The organism is Dokdonia sp. Hel_I_53, assembly GCF_007827465.1.
Taxonomy (GTDB): domain Bacteria; phylum Bacteroidota; class Bacteroidia; order Flavobacteriales; family Flavobacteriaceae; genus Dokdonia.
Genome location: NZ_VISL01000001.1, coordinates 1,012,642 through 1,030,533 on the forward strand (window position 1 = coordinate 1,012,642; position 17,892 = coordinate 1,030,533).

At 36.9% G+C, this 17,892-nt stretch carries 12 protein-coding genes; 1 reads left to right on the top strand and 11 read right to left on the bottom strand.

The annotated features are described in order from the left end of the window. Positions 1-41: 41 nt before the first annotated feature. The 4 genes from OD90_RS04465 to OD90_RS04480 form a co-directional block, all read right to left on the bottom strand. Positions 42-989 (bottom strand): NAD(P)H-dependent flavin oxidoreductase, encoded by a 948-nt coding sequence (locus tag OD90_RS04465; protein WP_144667178.1) that lies wholly within the window; start codon positions 987-989, stop codon positions 42-44. Further along, a complete protein-coding gene (locus tag OD90_RS04470) occupies positions 989-2,596 on the bottom strand; it encodes a S8 family serine peptidase (RefSeq protein WP_144667181.1) in 1,608 nt (535 codons plus the stop codon). Before OD90_RS04470 ends, OD90_RS04465 begins: the two co-directional genes overlap by 1 nt. Positions 2,597-2,760: 164 nt before the next feature. Next, positions 2,761-3,954: a tRNA 2-thiouridine(34) synthase MnmA gene (gene mnmA, locus OD90_RS04475; RefSeq protein ID WP_144667184.1), complete on the bottom strand. Its 1,194-nt coding sequence runs from the start codon at positions 3,952-3,954 to the stop codon at positions 2,761-2,763. A gap of 163 nt (positions 3,955-4,117) precedes the next feature. Next, positions 4,118-4,810: a toxin-antitoxin system YwqK family antitoxin gene (locus OD90_RS04480; RefSeq protein ID WP_144667187.1), complete on the bottom strand. Its 693-nt coding sequence runs from the start codon at positions 4,808-4,810 to the stop codon at positions 4,118-4,120. 77 nt (positions 4,811-4,887) lie between these two features. Between OD90_RS04480 and OD90_RS04485 the strand changes: the two genes are divergently transcribed. Continuing rightward, positions 4,888-6,291 (top strand): fasciclin domain-containing protein, encoded by a 1,404-nt coding sequence (locus OD90_RS04485; protein ID WP_186434710.1) that lies wholly within the window; start codon positions 4,888-4,890, stop codon positions 6,289-6,291. A 93-nt stretch (positions 6,292-6,384) separates the two neighbouring features. Here OD90_RS04485 and yidC read toward each other — a convergent pair whose 3' ends face one another. The 7 genes from yidC to OD90_RS04520 all read right to left on the bottom strand — a co-directional run bounded on the left by yidC (position 6,385) and on the right by OD90_RS04520 (position 17,864). Next, positions 6,385-8,274 (bottom strand): membrane protein insertase YidC, encoded by a 1,890-nt coding sequence (yidC, locus tag OD90_RS04490; protein WP_144667189.1) that lies wholly within the window; start codon positions 8,272-8,274, stop codon positions 6,385-6,387. A gap of 75 nt (positions 8,275-8,349) precedes the next feature. Beyond that, positions 8,350-9,984, bottom strand: coding sequence for a CTP synthase (locus OD90_RS04495; RefSeq protein WP_144667193.1), 1,635 nt, complete (start codon positions 9,982-9,984; stop codon positions 8,350-8,352). A gap of 116 nt (positions 9,985-10,100) precedes the next feature. Continuing rightward, the gene (locus OD90_RS04500; RefSeq protein WP_144667196.1) at positions 10,101-11,051 is read right to left on the bottom strand and encodes a family 16 glycosylhydrolase; all 951 of its coding nucleotides are present in this window, start codon (positions 11,049-11,051) and stop codon (positions 10,101-10,103) included. A gap of 142 nt (positions 11,052-11,193) precedes the next feature. Continuing rightward, positions 11,194-12,666 carry an IMP dehydrogenase gene (guaB, locus tag OD90_RS04505; RefSeq protein WP_144667199.1) on the bottom strand — a complete coding sequence of 491 codons (1,473 nt, stop codon included), beginning with the start codon at positions 12,664-12,666 and terminating at the stop codon, positions 11,194-11,196. A 270-nt stretch (positions 12,667-12,936) separates the two neighbouring features. Beyond that, positions 12,937-15,375, bottom strand: coding sequence for a TonB-dependent receptor (locus OD90_RS04510; RefSeq protein ID WP_186434711.1), 2,439 nt, complete (start codon positions 15,373-15,375; stop codon positions 12,937-12,939). Then, positions 15,356-16,735, bottom strand: coding sequence for an HTTM domain-containing protein (locus tag OD90_RS04515; RefSeq protein ID WP_144667202.1), 1,380 nt, complete (start codon positions 16,733-16,735; stop codon positions 15,356-15,358). Before OD90_RS04515 ends, OD90_RS04510 begins: the two co-directional genes overlap by 20 nt. 7 nt (positions 16,736-16,742) lie before the next feature. Beyond that, positions 16,743-17,864: an imelysin family protein gene (locus OD90_RS04520; protein ID WP_144667205.1), complete on the bottom strand. Its 1,122-nt coding sequence runs from the start codon at positions 17,862-17,864 to the stop codon at positions 16,743-16,745. Between the last annotated feature and the right edge of the window lie 28 nt (positions 17,865-17,892).

The window sequence follows — 17,892 nt, forward strand, 5'->3', positions numbered from 1 at the left end:
CTATCTGCTTTTTTGTATTTTTTGACAATTAATTTTTAGAATTACCAATTATCAAAAGTTAACAGCTCTTTTCTCGCTTGGGTATATTCTAATATCATGTCTGACACAATTTGGGCAGCAGGTTTGATGTCATTGATAAGTCCAGAGATTTGTCCTATTTCTAGTTCTCCTTCATCTAAATCACCTTCAAACATTCCACGTTTTGCTCTAGCTCTGCCTAATAATTGAACTAACTGTTCTTTAGATGGAGTTGATTGATAAAGCTCAGCTACCTGTTGGTAAAATTTGTTTTTGATAAGCCTTACCGGAGCCAGTTCTTTTAAAGTTAGCACCGTATCTCCTTCTTGTGCATCTACAATGGCTTGTTTGTATAATTGGTTCGCACTTGACTCCTTACTAGCGGCAAATCTACTACCTACCTGCACAGCATCTGCACCTAATGTCATCGCTGCCAGCATACCTCTTCCGGTTGCAATTCCTCCAGCAGCAACTAATGGTATTTTAATTTTTTCCTTTACCATAGGAATTAGGGTAAAGGTTGTAGTTTCTTCTCTTCCATTATGACCTCCAGCTTCAAAGCCTTCTGCTACAACAGCATCTACTCCAGCTTCTTCGGCTTTTAGCGCAAATTTGACACTACTTACTACATGAACTACTTTGACATCATGCTTCTTTAATTCTTGAGTCCAAAGTTTTGGATTGCCGGCACTCGTAAAAACTATGGGAACCTTATAATCTACAACGGTTTTCATATGCTCTTCAATATTGGGGTATAACATAGGAATGTTTACACCAAAGGGTTTATCCGTTGCCTTTTTACATTTTTCCACATGTTCTACAAGAACATCTGGATACATAGATGCCGCTCCTATAAGACCTAGCCCTCCAGCGTTACTTACTGCACTAGCAAGCTTCCATCCAGAATTCCATATCATTCCACCTTGAATAAGTGGGTATTTTACATTAAACAACTGTGTGATTTTATTCATTAAGATTTTATAAGTTTTTGAGTGAACAGAGACTTGTTGCTTTTAATTTGAAGAATATATACACCGCTCTTTAATTGAGAAGTGGGCAGTGTTGAAATTTTCTTTGTGGTTTTATAATTTTTGACCTGCTTGCCTAGCAAATCATAGATAAAAATTTCAGCATTCTCAACGTTTTCTGGTAATACGAGTGTCGCATCTTGCGAGGTTGGATTGGGGTAGACTTGGTACGCTTTCGCGAAAGCGTAATCCGTTGTGTTTAAAATTTGTGGCAACGCTGCTTCAAAATCTGGAATTCCGTATCCGAATCTTGGATTGGGATTATTAAATATGCTAGAATTTTCTCTAATTACTTGTATTACAGCTTCGTTAGTACGTTCTCTATTTGCCTGCCAAAAACTTGCCACCGCTCCAGCCATAATTGGTGAACTGAAGCTCGTCCCGTTATTTGTCCTAATAATATTGTTTTCATCTATAACCGCACTCCCTTGACCCTTTGCCATCACATCTGGCTTAACGCGACCATCGCTAGTAGGTCCTATACTACTAAAGCTTGCATAGTTACCATTACTATCTACAGCTCCTACAGTGAATGAACCTCTTGCGTCTGCCGGCGCACTAATCCTATCAGAACCAGAATTTCCTGAACTAGTCACCACTAGCATTCCCTTTTCAAAAGCAAGTGTTGCTCCCCTTGAAATAAATGCAGTTTCTCCATCCATATCTTCATAGGTATAATCATAGGCTGGATTATCAAAAGTGCGATATCCTAAAGACGTATTAATGACATCTACTCCAAGGCTATCTGCACGCTCTGCTGCTTCTACCCAATATGATTCTTCTACGGGATTTTCATTTGCTGTGTCTTCAGTTCTAAAACAATATACTGCGGCATCTGGAGCAGTGCCTACAAATTGATCCGTAATAAACCCTACAATATCAGATAATACTTTTGTACCATGATTATTCCCTCTGAATAGAAACTCATTTTCTTCGCGGTCTACAAAGTCATAGCCATTCAATAACTTTCCTGCATTACGTAATCTAGCAAAACCTCCTATTTGATCTACTCCTGGAAAACCTGAATCCATAACAGCAATGGTCATTCCTTCTCCCGTATAATCTTGCTGGTGTAAGGCTTGAACATTGAGCATTGTCACTTGGTTTTCTGTACTACCATAGGTAAATTCTGCGCGTGTCTGTTCAGCAACAGGGTCTTCTTTAATAAATTGAAATGTGGAGGAATTAGTATTTAAAGAATTATCTGCAAAGTCTATCGAGCTTACAAAACTCAAATCGGCTAGTGATTCTATTGCAGCCTGTGATCCACGTACGTGAAGGCAATTCATCCATTTAGACTTTGCCAGCACTGTAATTCCATCTTGTGATTTAATTTGAGAAATATAATGTTCATTTACGGGTACATCTCGCTCATCAATAGCAACATTATGCATCTCCTTGCGGTCAATTGCTTTTTGAGTTAAGATCGTAATGGGGCTTGCTAGCGCTTCAGAAACGTTTTCTTTATCGTTAAGAAAAACCCAAGCATCTTCTTGAGATATTAAATTAAGAGTACATAAAAAAAGAAAGAGGGGTAAAAGATTTTTCATAGATGAATAATTAAGATAATAGCATTGAAAGCTTATTTCTTTTAAAGGTAGTCGAAAAATTAAAAATAGAAAATTTTACTAATCCTCCTATATTCATTAATTTGAAAAACTTCAGAATTAATGAATCGTGTGATTGAAAGTAGTTTGAGAATATCAAATTTATCCTAAGAAATCACTCCTGAGCCTAAACACTCATCCCCTTGATGCCATGCAACAAATTGACCTTCGGCGATTGCAGATTGAGGATTGTCAAAGATTACATATAAACCTCCTTCAACGCGATACAAAGTCGCTTTTTCTAAAGCTTGCCTGTAACGAATTCTAGCTAAAACTTGCAATTTTTCATCTACTGCAAGTTTTAAATCTTCTCTTATCCAGTGTATTTCTTCTTCTTTTACAAATAAGCCTTTTCTATACAATCCTGGATGGTCTTTGCCTTGACCTGTATAAATCACATTTTCTTTTACATCTGTTTCAATAACAAACAATGGCTCTGGAGTACCACCTACAGCTAATCCTTTACGCTGCCCAATCGTAAAATAATGAGCACCTTCATGTGATCCCACAACTTTCCCTACATTCTTATTGTAAGTGTACTTTTGTGCTAGCTGTGGTAAGTCTTCTACAGAAAATTCATGACTTTTTGCTTTGGATCCAATGGTCTCTAAAATCGTTTCCTTAGGCACTTCTACAATGACCCCTTTTTTTGGTTTCAATTGCTGTTGTAAAAAGTCTGGTAACCTCACTTTACCTATAAAACACAAACCTTGTGAATCTTTTTTTCCAGCAGTAACAAGATCTTGTTCTAAAGCTATCTCGCGCACCTTGGGTTTTTGTAAATGACCAATGGGAAACAAAGTTTTTGCTAATTGGTCTTGTGAAAGTTGGCACAAGAAATAAGACTGATCTTTATTATCATCTGCTCCCGCTTTTAGCTGAAAAATTTCTTTATCATCCTTTGTTATGGATGATTTTTGACAATAGTGACCGGTAGCAACATAATCTGCTCCCAGAGATAATGCGATTTTCATAAACACATCAAACTTGATCTCACGATTACAGAGAACGTCAGGATTAGGTGTACGTCCCATTTCATACTCACGGAACATATAGTTAACGATACGCTCTTGATATTCCTTACTTAAATCTACAGTCTGAAACGGAATTGCTAATTTTTCTGCAACAAGCATTGCATCGTTACTATCATCTAGCCATGGGCACTCATCTGATATAGTAACCGAATCATCATGCCAGTTTTTCATAAAGAGACCAATGACATTATAGCCTTGCTCTTTTAATAAGTAAGCAGCTACACTACTATCAACTCCTCCACTAAGTCCTACTACTACCGTTTTCATATGTAAATAAACTTTTCCAATTTATTATTTTTACAAAGTTGATGAGTCCTAGTTATGCTTTCGCGAAAGCGTAACATCTGCACCAAAATAAGTTTGCAAAATTACATAATAATAGTCCTAATTAACAGGCAATACTTACAGACCCTATACATATGATTTATAACTATTGAACTCCAATCTTATTTCGAGGAAATTTAATTTTCTCATCAGGTTGCCCTTCTTTATAATAGATCCATATACCGTGTTTTCTATTATCCTTATAGAAACCTTTTACTTCTATAACACCTAAGCCATTGTACATTATAGCAGGGCCTTCTAATAGATCATTTTTATAGGTAAGAGTTTTCAAAACTTTTCCATCTTCTGTATAATATATTGTAACCCCTTCTCTCTTTCCGTTTTTATAGATTTCTTTTTGTGCAATAGCTTTATTTATAAAATAAACAATACGTTCTTTATCTAGATCACCATCGTTATAAAACTCTTCAATCATAAGTGTCTCCCCATCTTGATGGTAAGTGACCCATACACCTACTTTTTTACGGTCTTTCATGTTTCCAGAGCTCACTTTTTTTCCTGAAGTAGTATAATAAGTGACTTTAACAAGGTTTGATTCTTGGTTATACACTTTTGTTGCTGTGGGGTGTCCCCCACTCTTGTCATAAAATTTAAAAGTTCCAACTTCCTCACCATGACTAAATTCTCCTTCATATCTAAGCTGATTGGAACTAGCATACATTTTTTGCCAAGGTCCATGACGCCTACCTTCAGAATCGAGTGAATTGTATTGTTGCGCAGCGGCAACTAATTGAATTTGAGATATTAAAAAAAATAATAGAAGTCTATAAACTAACATTTAACTAAGAATTAAGAGGGCGCACTGTTTAAGATATTTAATTTTATACTAAACAAAAAAAATCAAAAACTGCTATTATGAAACACACAATGAGATTTACAAAATTACTATTTATTGCTTTAACGCTGTTTATAGCGATATCTTGTGATGGCGATGACGACAATGATAATATTATAGATGGAGAATCTAATACAATTGCAGATTTTGTTGTCGATAATCCAAATTATAGTTCGTTACTTACGGCGTTACAACGTACAGGATTAGATGCAACATTAGCTGGTTCTGGCACATTCACAGTTTTTGCTCCAGATAATAATGCTTTTGACGATTATTTGAATGGAACACCTTTAGAAGACGTTGATACTGATGCACTCACCCAGTTATTACTTAATCACGTTTTAAATCAAACATTAGACGCTACACAACTCGCAGCCGATGCGGATGGATATTTAAAAACAGAGGCCACAGAATCTTCTACTAATGCTAATATTAGCATGTATATAGACGCAACGTCCGGAATAGTTATTAACGGACAATCTACAGTAACTACAGAAAATATCGAAACTGACAATGGAATTATACATGCTGTAGACTCTGTAATTGAGCTTCCTTCAATTGTGACATTTGCAACTACAAACCCTAATTTAACATCATTAGTTGCTGCACTTACAGATGAAGGTAATACAACATTTACCGATTTATTGGACGATACAGATTCAGATTTTACCGTATTTGCTCCTACCAATACAGCGTTTACAACATTTTTAGACGGTGCGATGCTTTCTGATGTAGATAACGGTATACTTGCACAAGTACTTTCAAACCATGTAGTGCCTAGTACTGTAGCCATATCCACAACTTTATCTAATAGCTACGTGAATACTACAGCGACATTTATGGATAACGAACCACTAAGTTTATACATTAATACTGATGATGGTGTTCTTTTAAACGGAACTTCTCAAGTTGTGGTCGCAGATATTGTTGCTTCAAATGGTGTAATTCATGTAGTTAATAGTGTTATAGGACTTCCTGATCTAGTGACATTTGCTACTGCAGATCCTAATTTTTCATCTCTCGTAACAGCATTAACTCGTGAGGACTCCTTTACCTACGTTACCACGTTACAAACTGAAAATGGTACAGCGCCTGCACCATTTACAGTATTTGCACCTACAAACGATGCTTTTGCAGATTTAATTGAAGATCTTGATGGTATAAATGAATTAGGAGATATACCTACTGCTACGCTAGCATCTACTTTAGAATTACACGTACTTACAGAAATGAATGTAAGAGCTGAAGATCTTGCTGGTCTTGATACGGAAGAAGTATCAACTCTTAATGGTGCATCAATTACAATTGATGGAGTAACTCCTGCTATTGTAGGACCAGATACTATGGCAAGTGGGTTTATATCCACTAATATTCAGGCTAGCAATGGTGTGATACACGCTATTGATAGGGTGATAAGAGAGTAAAAAATTCATACTGTTTTATTAAAACTTAAAAACTCCAGTATTTTAAAATACTGGAGTTTTTTTATGGTTTCTCGAGAGCGAATTACAAACTAACTATTTTCCTCTAGCCTTTTGTTGTTTTTCAGCCTGCTCCATCATCTCTGCCATTTTTGTGGCAAAACGACCTTTCTTCTTTGGCTTAGCTTTTTTAGTTTCAATCTTAGCTTTTATCTTTTCTTCATCTATAATGAAATTCTTTATCACTAGAATGATACCTATAGTAAGCAGGTTAGATATAAAATAGTATAAACTTAATCCTGAAGCATATTGGTTAAAGAATACAAGCATTAATAATGGTGAGAAGTACATCATGTACTTCATCATTTTACTCATGTCTGGCATACCTTCTTGGGTAGGCTGTTGCATTTGTTGATTTCCAGTAGTTAATCGCATTGAAAAGAAAATAGTCACCGCTGCGAGTATGGGAAATAAACTTACGTGATCTCCGTAAAATGGAATTTCAAAAGGCAATGTAGCTATAGCATCATAACTAGATAAATCATCTGCCCATAAAAAGCTCTTTCCTCTTAAGTCAAAAGCAGATGGAAAGAAGGTAAATAGCGCATAGAAGACAGGTATTTGTAATAGTGCTGGCAAACAACCAGCTGCAGGACTTGCACCAGCCTTACTGTATAAAGCCATAGTCTCTTGCTGCTTTTTCATAGCATTATCCTTATACTTTGCAGAAATTTCTGCGATTTCTGGTTTAAGGATTTTCATTTTAGCCTGAGACGTATATTGCTTGTACTGTACTGGAGATAATAATAATTTTATCACAATAGTCATTACGATTATTGCAATTCCAGCAGGTAAGAAACCGCTTAAGAACCCAAAAAATGGTATAATCAAATATTTGTTTAAGAATCCAAAAATTCCCCAACCTAATGGCATAGCCTCATCAAGACCTCGATCATAATTGTTGAATATTTGATAATCTGTAGGACCATAATACATATTCATCGCATAGTCCAGCTCCCCATTTTTAGTCTCTAGTAAAAGATCTGATTTATACTCTTTAGTATAAATAGTGTTCTCGTCTCGATCATCTGCATCCTTAAAAATATCTGTAGAAGATAGTCTTGCTTCTTTAAATGGAGTATCCGTAAGCAACATCGAGCTAAAAAAGTGCTGGCGATAGTTCATCCAGCTTACATCTTCCTCTATTTCATCATCATCTCCAGAGGGAGATAGTTTATCTGTCTTATCACCCTCATATTCATAAGTAAGGCGAGTATATCTATTCTCATAAGATTGACTACGAGCATGTCGCATTCCTTTGAAATTCCATTGCAAACGCATAGGATTTGAGGAATTGAATGTGGTTGAAAGATTTTGAGAACGCAGTCCAAAATCTAACATATTGTCATCCTTTTTTAGCTCATATCTATATTCTAAATAGGCAGATCCAGAAACTTTAAGCTTCATAGAAAGCACTTTATTCTCACCATTTTGAGTTACAGTAGGTTCAAAATAGAGGTCTTTTGTATTGAGATTACGATTATCTGTTGTACTAAAACTAACATTAAAAACACTATTACCATCTTTAATAAGATAGACAGGTTGTGCATCATAAGTAGTTTGATTGAGCAACTTAATCTCCGTTATATACCCTCCTTTATTACTTACAGTAATATCCATGAGATCATTACTTATCGTAGTCGTGGCACCATCTTTAGCACTAGGTAATGATCCAGAGTATGCAAATGCACCTAAGCGATTACGTAAAGCAGCATTATCAACAGAGTCTGTGACAACTACTGGAGTAGCTTCAACAGTATTAACATCAGTTACAACTTCTTGCTCTTGTACTTGTTGCTCAGTTTTAAATTTTTCTTGAGCCTCAATTTCGGCCTCAGTAGGCTTATTGAAATAAATAATCCATATAAGAATACCTCCCATAAGAAGCATCCCGATTAATGAGTTTGTGTCAAAGTTCTTTTTCATTAAAAATATTTAGGTGGTTGTTACGCTTTCGCGAAAGCGTTATTTTCAAAGCAATTGTGCTTCCAAAAGTTACTTTTATGTCATTGTGGCATTTGAGCGATCTTGAACATAACTTACCGCTGCCCTTACAAAGGCTACAAACAAAGGATGTGGTTCTGATACCGTGCTCTTGTATTCTGGGTGATACTGTACACCTACAAACCATGGATGATCTGGAAGTTCAATAATTTCAACTAGACCTGTATCTGGATTTGTACCTGTTATCAACATGCCTGCTTCTTCAAGTTGCTCACGGTAAGCCTCATTAAATTCATATCTATGTCTATGTCTTTCTAAAATAAGATCATTTTTATATACATCACGTACAATACTATCTGCCTCAAGCTTACATTCCCAAGCACCTAGACGCATTGTGCCACCCATATCAATCACACTCTTTTGCTCTTCCATCAAGTTAATTACAGGATGCGGGGTGTTAGGTTCCATCTCTACAGAATTTGCTTTACTAAGGTTACATACATTACGACTGTATTCAATAACGGCCATTTGCATCCCTAAACATATTCCTAAAAACGGAATTTTATGCTCACGAGCATACTGTACTGCTTTTATTTTACCTTCAATGCCTCTCTCTCCAAAACCTGGAGCAACAAGAACACCGTCAAGTTTTGCAATTTTATTTTTAATCACATCTGGTGTGATGTGCTCACTATGTATGCTTTCTATATTAACCTTTACTTCATTTTCTGCCCCTGCATGAATAAAGGCTTCTAAAATTGACTTGTACGAATCTTGTAATTCTACATACTTACCTATAAGGCCAATAGTGACTTCACTCTTAGGATTTTTATGTCTTGAAACAAACTCATTCCATTGAGATAGATCTGGTGAAGATGTATTGGGTAGATTTAATTTTGAGAGTGTAATGCCATCTAAACCTTCTTCTAACATTAAATTCGGGACATCATAAATTGTACTCGCATCAATGCTTTGAATGACCGCCTCTTGCTCTACATTACAAAATCTAGCTAGTTTTGCTCTTAACTCATAACTCAACTCATGTTCTGTACGGCATACAAGTATATCTGCTTGAATACCACTTTCCATTAAGGTCTTTACAGAGTGTTGGGTAGGTTTTGTTTTTAACTCTCCTGCTGCGGCTAAATATGGTACTAGCGTAAGATGGATAACCAGTGAGTTTTGTTTCCCCAACTCCCATTTGAGCTGTCGTATACTCTCTATATATGGCAGAGATTCTATATCTCCTACAGTACCACCTATTTCTGTTATAACGATATCATAATCACCGCTATTCCCTAAAATTTGGATTCTTTCTTTTATTTCATTAGTGATGTGTGGTATAACCTGTACTGTTTTACCCAAAAATTCACCCCTACGCTCTTTATCAATTACACTTTGATAAATGCGTCCTGTTGTAACATTATTTGCTTGTGAAGTTGCTACATTGAGAAAACGCTCATAATGACCCAAATCAAGATCTGTCTCTGCACCATCATCTGTAACGTAACACTCTCCATGCTCGTAAGGATTTAATGTACCTGGATCGATATTTATATAAGGATCAAGTTTTTGTATAGTCACACGATATCCTCTAGCTTGTAACAATTTTGCTAGTGAGGCTGCGATAATACCTTTTCCTAGTGAAGATGAAACTCCGCCCGTTACGAAGATGTATTTTGTAGATGCCATTGAGGTAAATATGTAGTTCGTTTTACGGGGTGTAAAAGTACAAGAATTTAAGGAGCAAAGTAGTAAATGGACTATTAATTTACACCTTAATAGACGGGTAATAGAAAAACTATGAATTATTGTTTATAAACACGTACCCAATCAATAGCTGTAAACGCTTCATTAGGAATACTTGTAGGGTCAACATTAGGCTGAAAAAAATCTCCGCCTACTGCCATGTTTAGTACTAGTCTTTGTGATTTTGTATACATGTCATTGATCACATTCCAATTTGCTTCTGTAAAGCTGTGAACAACTTCATTATCAAACAATATTTCTAATGTATTTTCAGACCAAATAAGTTCAAACACATGCCAATTTTGTGTGATATTACTAGTAAGGTTTACATTAAATGAGGTTTGACCAGCATCTGTACTTGGAACACCAGCTGTTGTACCGTAGAAAAAGTTTGTCACATATGAGGTTGTATTATTCCCTCTAAATTCTAATATGTCGAATTCTCCTTGAGTAGGCCAAGGATCTCCGTATGACCAAAATGCTGGCCATAATCCTTCACCTTCTGGTAGCAGTATACGAGCAGAAAACCTCAATTTAGTTGCATTAGAAGTATTGCCAGCACTAAAATTTTGATTTGATTCTATACGTCCACTCGTGAAATTAAAATTTTTCTGAGTACTGTCAACGTTTGTAGTGGCTCCGGTTACGGATTCTCGTTGTTCTCTTATAAACAAAACTCCCTCTTTGAGAATCAGATTATCTGGCTGATAATGTTGCAGCTCATTATTATAAGCACCTCCAGTCCAAATTGTCCAATTATCAAGATTTGCAGTAAACTCATCCTCAAAAATTAACTCCCATCCATTAACATCTTCTACAGGCTGATTATAACCTGTAAAACTTGAGACATCAGGAGTTTCATCTGCGTTGCCATTATCGTCTGTATCATTGACATCATCCACAATTACTACCTCTCCATAAGTATCATCTGGTTTTTGATCACAGGATCCAATTAGTAGTATGGTAACAAGTAAATATAAGGGGCGTGTTAATTTAATATGCATCATCATCTAGTTTTAAGCATATAAATTAAGTGAAAATCTATATCTTAACGATTAGATTATCAATAAATTATGATTTCCATCGAGTAAAATTGTCTTTAGAGCATAAACGCTTTCTAAAAATTATTTATAGTATAAGATATATTTAATCTTATCTACTATAATTAGGAGATTCTTTAGTGATTGTTACATCATGTGGATGACTTTCATTGATACCACTCGCTGTAATTTTTACAAAGCGACCGTTTTCTTTAAGTTCATTTACAGTTCCTGCGCCGCAGTAACCCATACCTGCTCTTAACCCTCCTACAAACTGGTGGATGCTTTCGTTAAGTTCCCCTTTATATGGAACACGACCTACAATTCCTTCTGGAACTAATTTCTTAATATCATCTTCTACATCTTGGAAATAACGATCTTTAGACCCTTGCTTCATTGCTTCTACAGACCCCATTCCTCTATATGACTTGAACTTACGTCCTTCATAAATAATTGTTTCACCTGGAGACTCTTGCGTACCAGCTAGCAATGAACCCAGCATCACACAATCTGCTCCAGCGGCAATCGCTTTAGGGATATCCCCAGTATAACGTATACCTCCATCTGCAATAACTGGCACTCCTGAGCCTTTAATAGCTGCTGCACATTCTAAAACTGCCGAAAATTGTGGGAATCCAACACCAGCAACCACTCTTGTGGTACAAATTGAACCTGGACCTATACCAACTTTTACAGCATCTGCACCAGCTTCCACTAGATATTTTGCGGCCGCTCCTGTGGCAATATTTCCTACTACACAGTCTAAATTTGGATATTTCTCTTTTACTGCTTTAAGTACCGAAACCACTCCTTTAGTATGACCGTGGGCTGTATCAATCACAATGGCATCTACTCCTGCGTTTACTAAGGCTCCTGCACGTTCTACAGCATCTCCTGTAACACCTATCGCTGCTGCTACTCTCAAACGACCGTATTGATCTTTATTAGATATAGGCTTAAGTGTAAGTTTTGTAATATCTCTAAAGGTTATAAGCCCTACTAAGGTATTATCATCTTTTACTACGGGTAACTTTTCGATCTTATGATTTTGTAGGATATCCTCAGCTTGTTGTAAAGAGGTACCTTCGGCGGCTGTAACTAGGTTCTCTGAAGTCATTACCTCACTTACGGGACGTTCGTTATTACGCTCAAAACGCAAATCTCTATTTGTGATTATACCCAATAATTTACCCTCATCATCTACTATAGGAATACCTCCAATACTGTGCTCTTTCATAGCAGCTTTTGCATCTAGAACCAGTGAGTTAAGCGGAAGTGTTACGGGATCTATAATCATCCCACTTTCTGCACGCTTAACTTTTCTAACTTTCATGGCTTGTTGCTCTATGGTCATGTTTTTATGCAAAACACCAATTCCTCCTTCTTGAGCAATTGCAATAGCCATACGGCTTTCTGTCACAGTATCCATAGCTGCTGAAACAATAGGAACATTGAGCGTTATATTTCTAGTAAATTTAGATTTGATACTTACTTCCCTAGGAAGTACTTCTGAAAAGGCTGGAACTAATAATACGTCGTCGTATGTAAGGCCTTCTCCTAGAATTTTGTTTTCGTGTGCAGTCATCGCAATTATTGTTTTTGAAGTGAGGGTGGGTTTCTTGAGTACGCTTTCGCGAAAGCGGAAGTAAACCACGCTAACAATTAATTGCGTGCAAATATACGTCTTAAATATCTATTCTATTGCACATAAAATTAAGAACTAAGCTCTTTAACATATAAAACAATAAGAGGTACAACCAGAAAGCCAATAAGGCTCTTTTAAGGTTCTAAAATAATAGGGAAATTGAGGTATGTTTTAAAACCGCCAGATAACCCATATAGTTTATAACCTTATTTACAAACGTATTTCGAGGGTAGTATAGAATGTAACTGGCTCTGCGGGTATGATTCCTGGACCAGGATACCCTGTTGCACGTCTTGTAAAGTAAGACTCATCTAAAGCATTATTTACTCCAGCCTCTAGCTTAAAACGCTTCCAAGTATAGGCTGCCGAAATATCTAGTACTCCGTATGAAGGAATTGTTCCCTCGATACCTCGCTGATTATCATTCACATCTTGAGGAGCATTTGATGCATCTGTAAATTGCTCAGTTAGGTATGTATATTGCGCACTTGCAGTTAAGTTTTTATAACCAAAATTAATTCCGGTTTTGAAATTTACATCTGGAATAAACTCTACTTCCTTACCTTTTACACCAGTTGCATCAGAATTTAAATATTCTGAGCTTGTAAGCGCTAGATTAGTAAACAGTTTGAGTTTATAATTTGATTGGTCTTCAAAAAATGTGTTTTTTATATTCCAATCAGTAAAAACTTCTAAACCATAGATAAAAGCATCCCCAATGTTACCACGACGCCTTTTTATACTTCCATCTACATCCTCGAAAAGTACTTCACCTAGTCGATCATTATATTTCACGCCAAAAGCACTAACATCATATGCAAATTTATTGTCAATACGACCTCTAGCTCCTAGATCAATTGTATAACCTTCTTCATCCTTTATATTCTCATCCACAACAAATGAGGGATTGACCACTCGTATATCGTTAAAAGTTACAGAACGATAATTCTGGCTAAGGTTTCCATACAATTCAACGGCTGGAGATAGATCATACGTGGTTCCAATACCAAGTAATAAGAAATTACGTTCAAAATCACGATTGTCTGCTATATCATCACTTAGTAGAACATTACCCGCTAGGTCTACCAATATCTCTTTGTAAAAACCAGCGCTCGCTGTTTTTATATACTCATATCTAAAGCCTGGCGTAGCCGTAAACCTATCTGATAGGTTAAAGATATTTTCTCCGAAAATCGCTACATTTTTATTAGGAAAATCAAATTCAGCTTGGCGTTCATAATTAGGAAACTGCTCTGTCGCAAAACTAAAATCTGCATCGTCTGCCGTAGTTCCAGGTCCTTGCTGCTGACTATTACTTGCATCATAATACTTACTTCCTATCAAGAAAACAGCATCCTTCTCTCCTATTTTATATCTCGTGAGCAAGCGCGCCTCTGCTCCCCAGTTTGTAAAGTTATCCACAAGAAGCTCTCTAGGTTCTTCCAGATCATCTGGTTGTGATACTCTATTCGTTCTAAAACCAACAGCACTGCGTTGTGCGTCTAAGCCAAACACATTTAAACTAAAATCTGTTTTCTTACTAAAGGCGTGATCAAGCCGTACAGAATATACCTTCCAGTCTACATCAAACCAGTTACGATTACGATTACTAAAGTCTGGGTTTTCTATAAACTGAGCATCTGTAAGACCTCCAGCCTGTTTGGCTAGATAATTAAACAAAGTCAATTCTCCGGTTATTCTAGTATTCTCACTAAGCTGGTATGCTGCGTGTGCAAAGTAATTACGGCTGTTAAACTGAGAGTTAGGTCTCCAGCCATCTCCTTCTTTGTAATTAAAATAGGTGTAATAACTGAATTTACCCACTGTACCGCTTAGACTATTAAAGGAGGTAAGCAGCCCATAAGAACCCGCAGTTTGCCTTGTTATTAATTCAATATTCTTGTCTTTTACTGGCTCTTTAAATTTAAAATTTATCAATCCGCCAAACTGTGTTCCGTACTGTAAAGATGCAGCACCACGTACTACTTGTATTTCCTTAAGCGCCTCTGCCGGCGGTGTGTAATAACTCTCTGGATAGCCAAGTACATCTGCACTTATATCATAGTTATTCTGTCTAATATTAAAATTGGCAGAGCGGTTAGGGTCTAGGCCACGGCCACCTATATTGAGTTGCAATCCAGCATCTCCGTTTTCGTAAATATTTAGCCCTACTACCTGACTATAAATTTGTCTAGGTGCATTTGCGGCAAGGTTTGCCGTAAGCTGGTCCACCAGCACCACTTCACTCTTTTTACCAGCATAAATTGCAGTTCCCTCTACTTTTTTAAGAGAGCGTAATGCAAAAATCTTCTCGCGACGGCTTGTAAGCACCACTTCCGAAAGTGATTCTCCAAGCTCTTGAAGGGTATAATTTCTAGTGACATTATTGTTAATAGAAACTTGATCTTCTACAAGCTCATAGGCAAAGCCAAAAATAACAACAGCATAGTTTCCAGAAGGCACATTCTCAAATGTAAATGCTCCAGAACCATCTGTAGTAGTTACCATATTTGCCTGCCGCACATAGACCTCAACCTCTGGAATACCAGCACCAGCGGTATCTGCTACCTTTCCCGAAAAAGAAAATTGAGCACTCAATGAAAGCGCACAGAAAACCAATATTAACGTATTATAAACCTTTAATTTCATCTGTAAATGGTATAATCCAATTTTTATGCGCAAATGAATCTTCTATTTGCGCAAGATCCACTTTTGGATCAATATAGGTTGTACTCAACCTACCATTAAGAGCAACGTAAGATTCAACATAGACTTCTACCTCTTGATGACCTTGACTCTCAAAATGGTCGCGAAGATAGTGAGCATATTCTAAAATAAAGTCTGGCTGGAAACTCATTTGTTTTTCTTGTAGTGGTGTCAAGAAATCTGTATTATCTGCATAGAATCGCTTTCCGCTTACACCGTCTACTATTTTAAATTGCGCATAGCCAGATTTCTCCATAAGCATCACTCTCCATGAAAATCTGTAACCTTCTTCTGTCCAGAATAACTCTCCAGGATATGCTAGGTAACGCCATGGCAAGAGGAGTTGGATAGCAAAAAACATTGCTACTATAATTACTGAAACCTTTGCTAGATTAGAATTTCTAAATGTATAATGCTGTGTAGTTTCTAATAACTGTTGTGGATATTTTACCGCTTTCGCGAAAGCGTAAATAATCCTTTTATGAAAACCTGCATCAAAGAAAATCAACGCGCTCACTATCATCACATACGGAAACATCCCGATAGGAAATAATACGCGTGTGAGCACATGGAAAATAATAACCATGATAAAAGCAAAAGGTCTCGACTTGCGCCAGAGCAGTAAAAATGGAATAAATAAGTCATAACCCGCTCCAAACCAACTAAAAACATGTTGCACCCATTCTTGACCCAATAAATCGCCTATTAAAGGAATATCGAACTTAGAAGGTAACCAAATTTTAAGCGGCATAGCCTCAAGAAGCCAGTCGCTATTAAGTTTTGCGAGACCAGCATACACATAAACAATACCCAAAAGCAGTTTTATACTATCTATTGTCCATCGAGGTACAAATTGAATAGGTGTAGTGGTACGCTTTCGCGAAAGCTGTAACGCATCGATCGAAAAATAAGAACCTGCAGGTATAAAAATCATCAGGAAGCTAAGCATACTGATGAAGTAGTAGTGATTGAGATACATGGTTTTATCCATGAGCTCTATGTAAGTAAAGCTTAAAAAGAATAAAGTGATTGCCAAACGGTATTTATAACCTAGGGTAATCATGATCGTACTGAACGCACATATTGCAAATAATAAATAGGTGTAATTCCCAAAAGGACGCACCCACTCAAAACCATAAAATGTAAAATGGAAGGATGGCGAGATATAGAATTTTTCAATCCACCCGTAACTCCAGAATCTGATAAGACTGGCTAGCATGAGCAAACCAAAAGACACACGAAAGACCGCTAGTGGTGCGGCCTCTCCTTGTGTATTTAAATATCTTTTGACTTGCTGTATCATCTAAGATCTAATCTCCGTCTGCATCTGCAAAGTCAATGCTAATACTCATCGCGCTTACCATATCTACTTTGAGAAGAGGCACTAGACGTTGTACTTCATTATAAGACTCCAAAAATGAAACTGTGGAATTTTCTGTGAGTTCGCTTTCAAATGATCCAAGTGCTGCCACAGATGTACGTGCTACATCAAATTGTGAGTTTATAATGTCACTAAGATCAACACCGTCTTTAATAGCATTAAGCTCCTCAAGGTAAGATGATAAACTTTCGCCCTGAGCGCTTGTATTATAAGCTATACCATTAAAGAAGTCTTGTGTTGCATCTAGACCTACTAAGAAAAATTCTTTGGAAAGGTCTCCTGCATACAATGCTTCAAGGTTTCCAACCTCTACGTTACCAGAAAATACGCCTCCGGGAATTCCCATTTTACCAGCACGTAAGAATTTCTCATAATAAAATATGTAGTCGTTAACTAAACGATCTGTAGATGCCGTTGCAGAGGCTCCATCATTATCTATAAATGTTGCTCTATAAGAACCTTGCCACTCGCTTAAAACCGATGCTGTAAGTTGCTTCATATCTGCAACAACATCATTTAAATACTGCTTGTAAGCAGCTCCATCTGTCCCGTTATAAACAGCGAGAATTGCCGTCTCGTCTGCTCCTAGACCGTATAATAAGTAATCTATTGCAGGAAAACCTTTAGCAGAGCGGTTAGATGAAAGTTCAAAATCATAAGAACCGTTATCAATGTTATTCTCTATGGTTGTAACATTTGCTGGGTAAATATTTACGTTAAGACGTAGGTTCACCGTTTCGGCTGGGCCTATTTCAAACATAGAAACTCGCTGCCATGTGGTGTAAGCGTCTACCCATGCAGCACGTACTGCGGTAAGATCACTCGCATCTGCAGTAAATGCTGCTGTTGCGCTTTCTAACGTATTTACCTTTGCATTAAAGTCTACATAACCTGGAACAATGATATTGTCTGCCCAGTTAGTAAGCATCGCGCTACGATCAAAATTACCTGTGTTATCTGATCCACTATCGTCTGTTGTAATGGTTGTGTCATCACTACCACATGCATAAAAGAACAAAGCAATTGCTATAATTCCAAAAATCTTTTTCATAGTTAATTCCTCTTTTTACCACCAAAAG

What these genes read in the sequence shown, in the direction of transcription:
- OD90_RS04485 (WP_186434710.1), top strand. Translation starts at nt 4,888, where the DNA reads ATGAAACACACAATGAGATTTACAAAATTACTATTTATTGCTTTAACG.
- mnmA (WP_144667184.1), bottom strand. Translation starts at nt 3,954, where the DNA reads ATGAAAACGGTAGTAGTAGGACTTAGTGGAGGAGTTGATAGTAGTGTA.
- OD90_RS04520 (WP_144667205.1), bottom strand. Translation starts at nt 17,864, where the DNA reads ATGAAAAAGATTTTTGGAATTATAGCAATTGCTTTGTTCTTTTATGCA.
- OD90_RS04480 (WP_144667187.1), bottom strand. Translation starts at nt 4,810, where the DNA reads ATGTTAGTTTATAGACTTCTATTATTTTTTTTAATATCTCAAATTCAA.
- OD90_RS04495 (WP_144667193.1), bottom strand. Translation starts at nt 9,984, where the DNA reads ATGGCATCTACAAAATACATCTTCGTAACGGGCGGAGTTTCATCTTCA.
- guaB (WP_144667199.1), bottom strand. Translation starts at nt 12,666, where the DNA reads ATGACTGCACACGAAAACAAAATTCTAGGAGAAGGCCTTACATACGAC.
- OD90_RS04510 (WP_186434711.1), bottom strand. Translation starts at nt 15,375, where the DNA reads ATGAAATTAAAGGTTTATAATACGTTAATATTGGTTTTCTGTGCGCTT.
- yidC (WP_144667189.1), bottom strand. Translation starts at nt 8,274, where the DNA reads ATGAAAAAGAACTTTGACACAAACTCATTAATCGGGATGCTTCTTATG.
- OD90_RS04465 (WP_144667178.1), bottom strand. Translation starts at nt 989, where the DNA reads ATGAATAAAATCACACAGTTGTTTAATGTAAAATACCCACTTATTCAA.
- OD90_RS04470 (WP_144667181.1), bottom strand. Translation starts at nt 2,596, where the DNA reads ATGAAAAATCTTTTACCCCTCTTTCTTTTTTTATGTACTCTTAATTTA.
- OD90_RS04500 (WP_144667196.1), bottom strand. Translation starts at nt 11,051, where the DNA reads ATGATGATGCATATTAAATTAACACGCCCCTTATATTTACTTGTTACC.
- OD90_RS04515 (WP_144667202.1), bottom strand. Translation starts at nt 16,735, where the DNA reads ATGATACAGCAAGTCAAAAGATATTTAAATACACAAGGAGAGGCCGCA.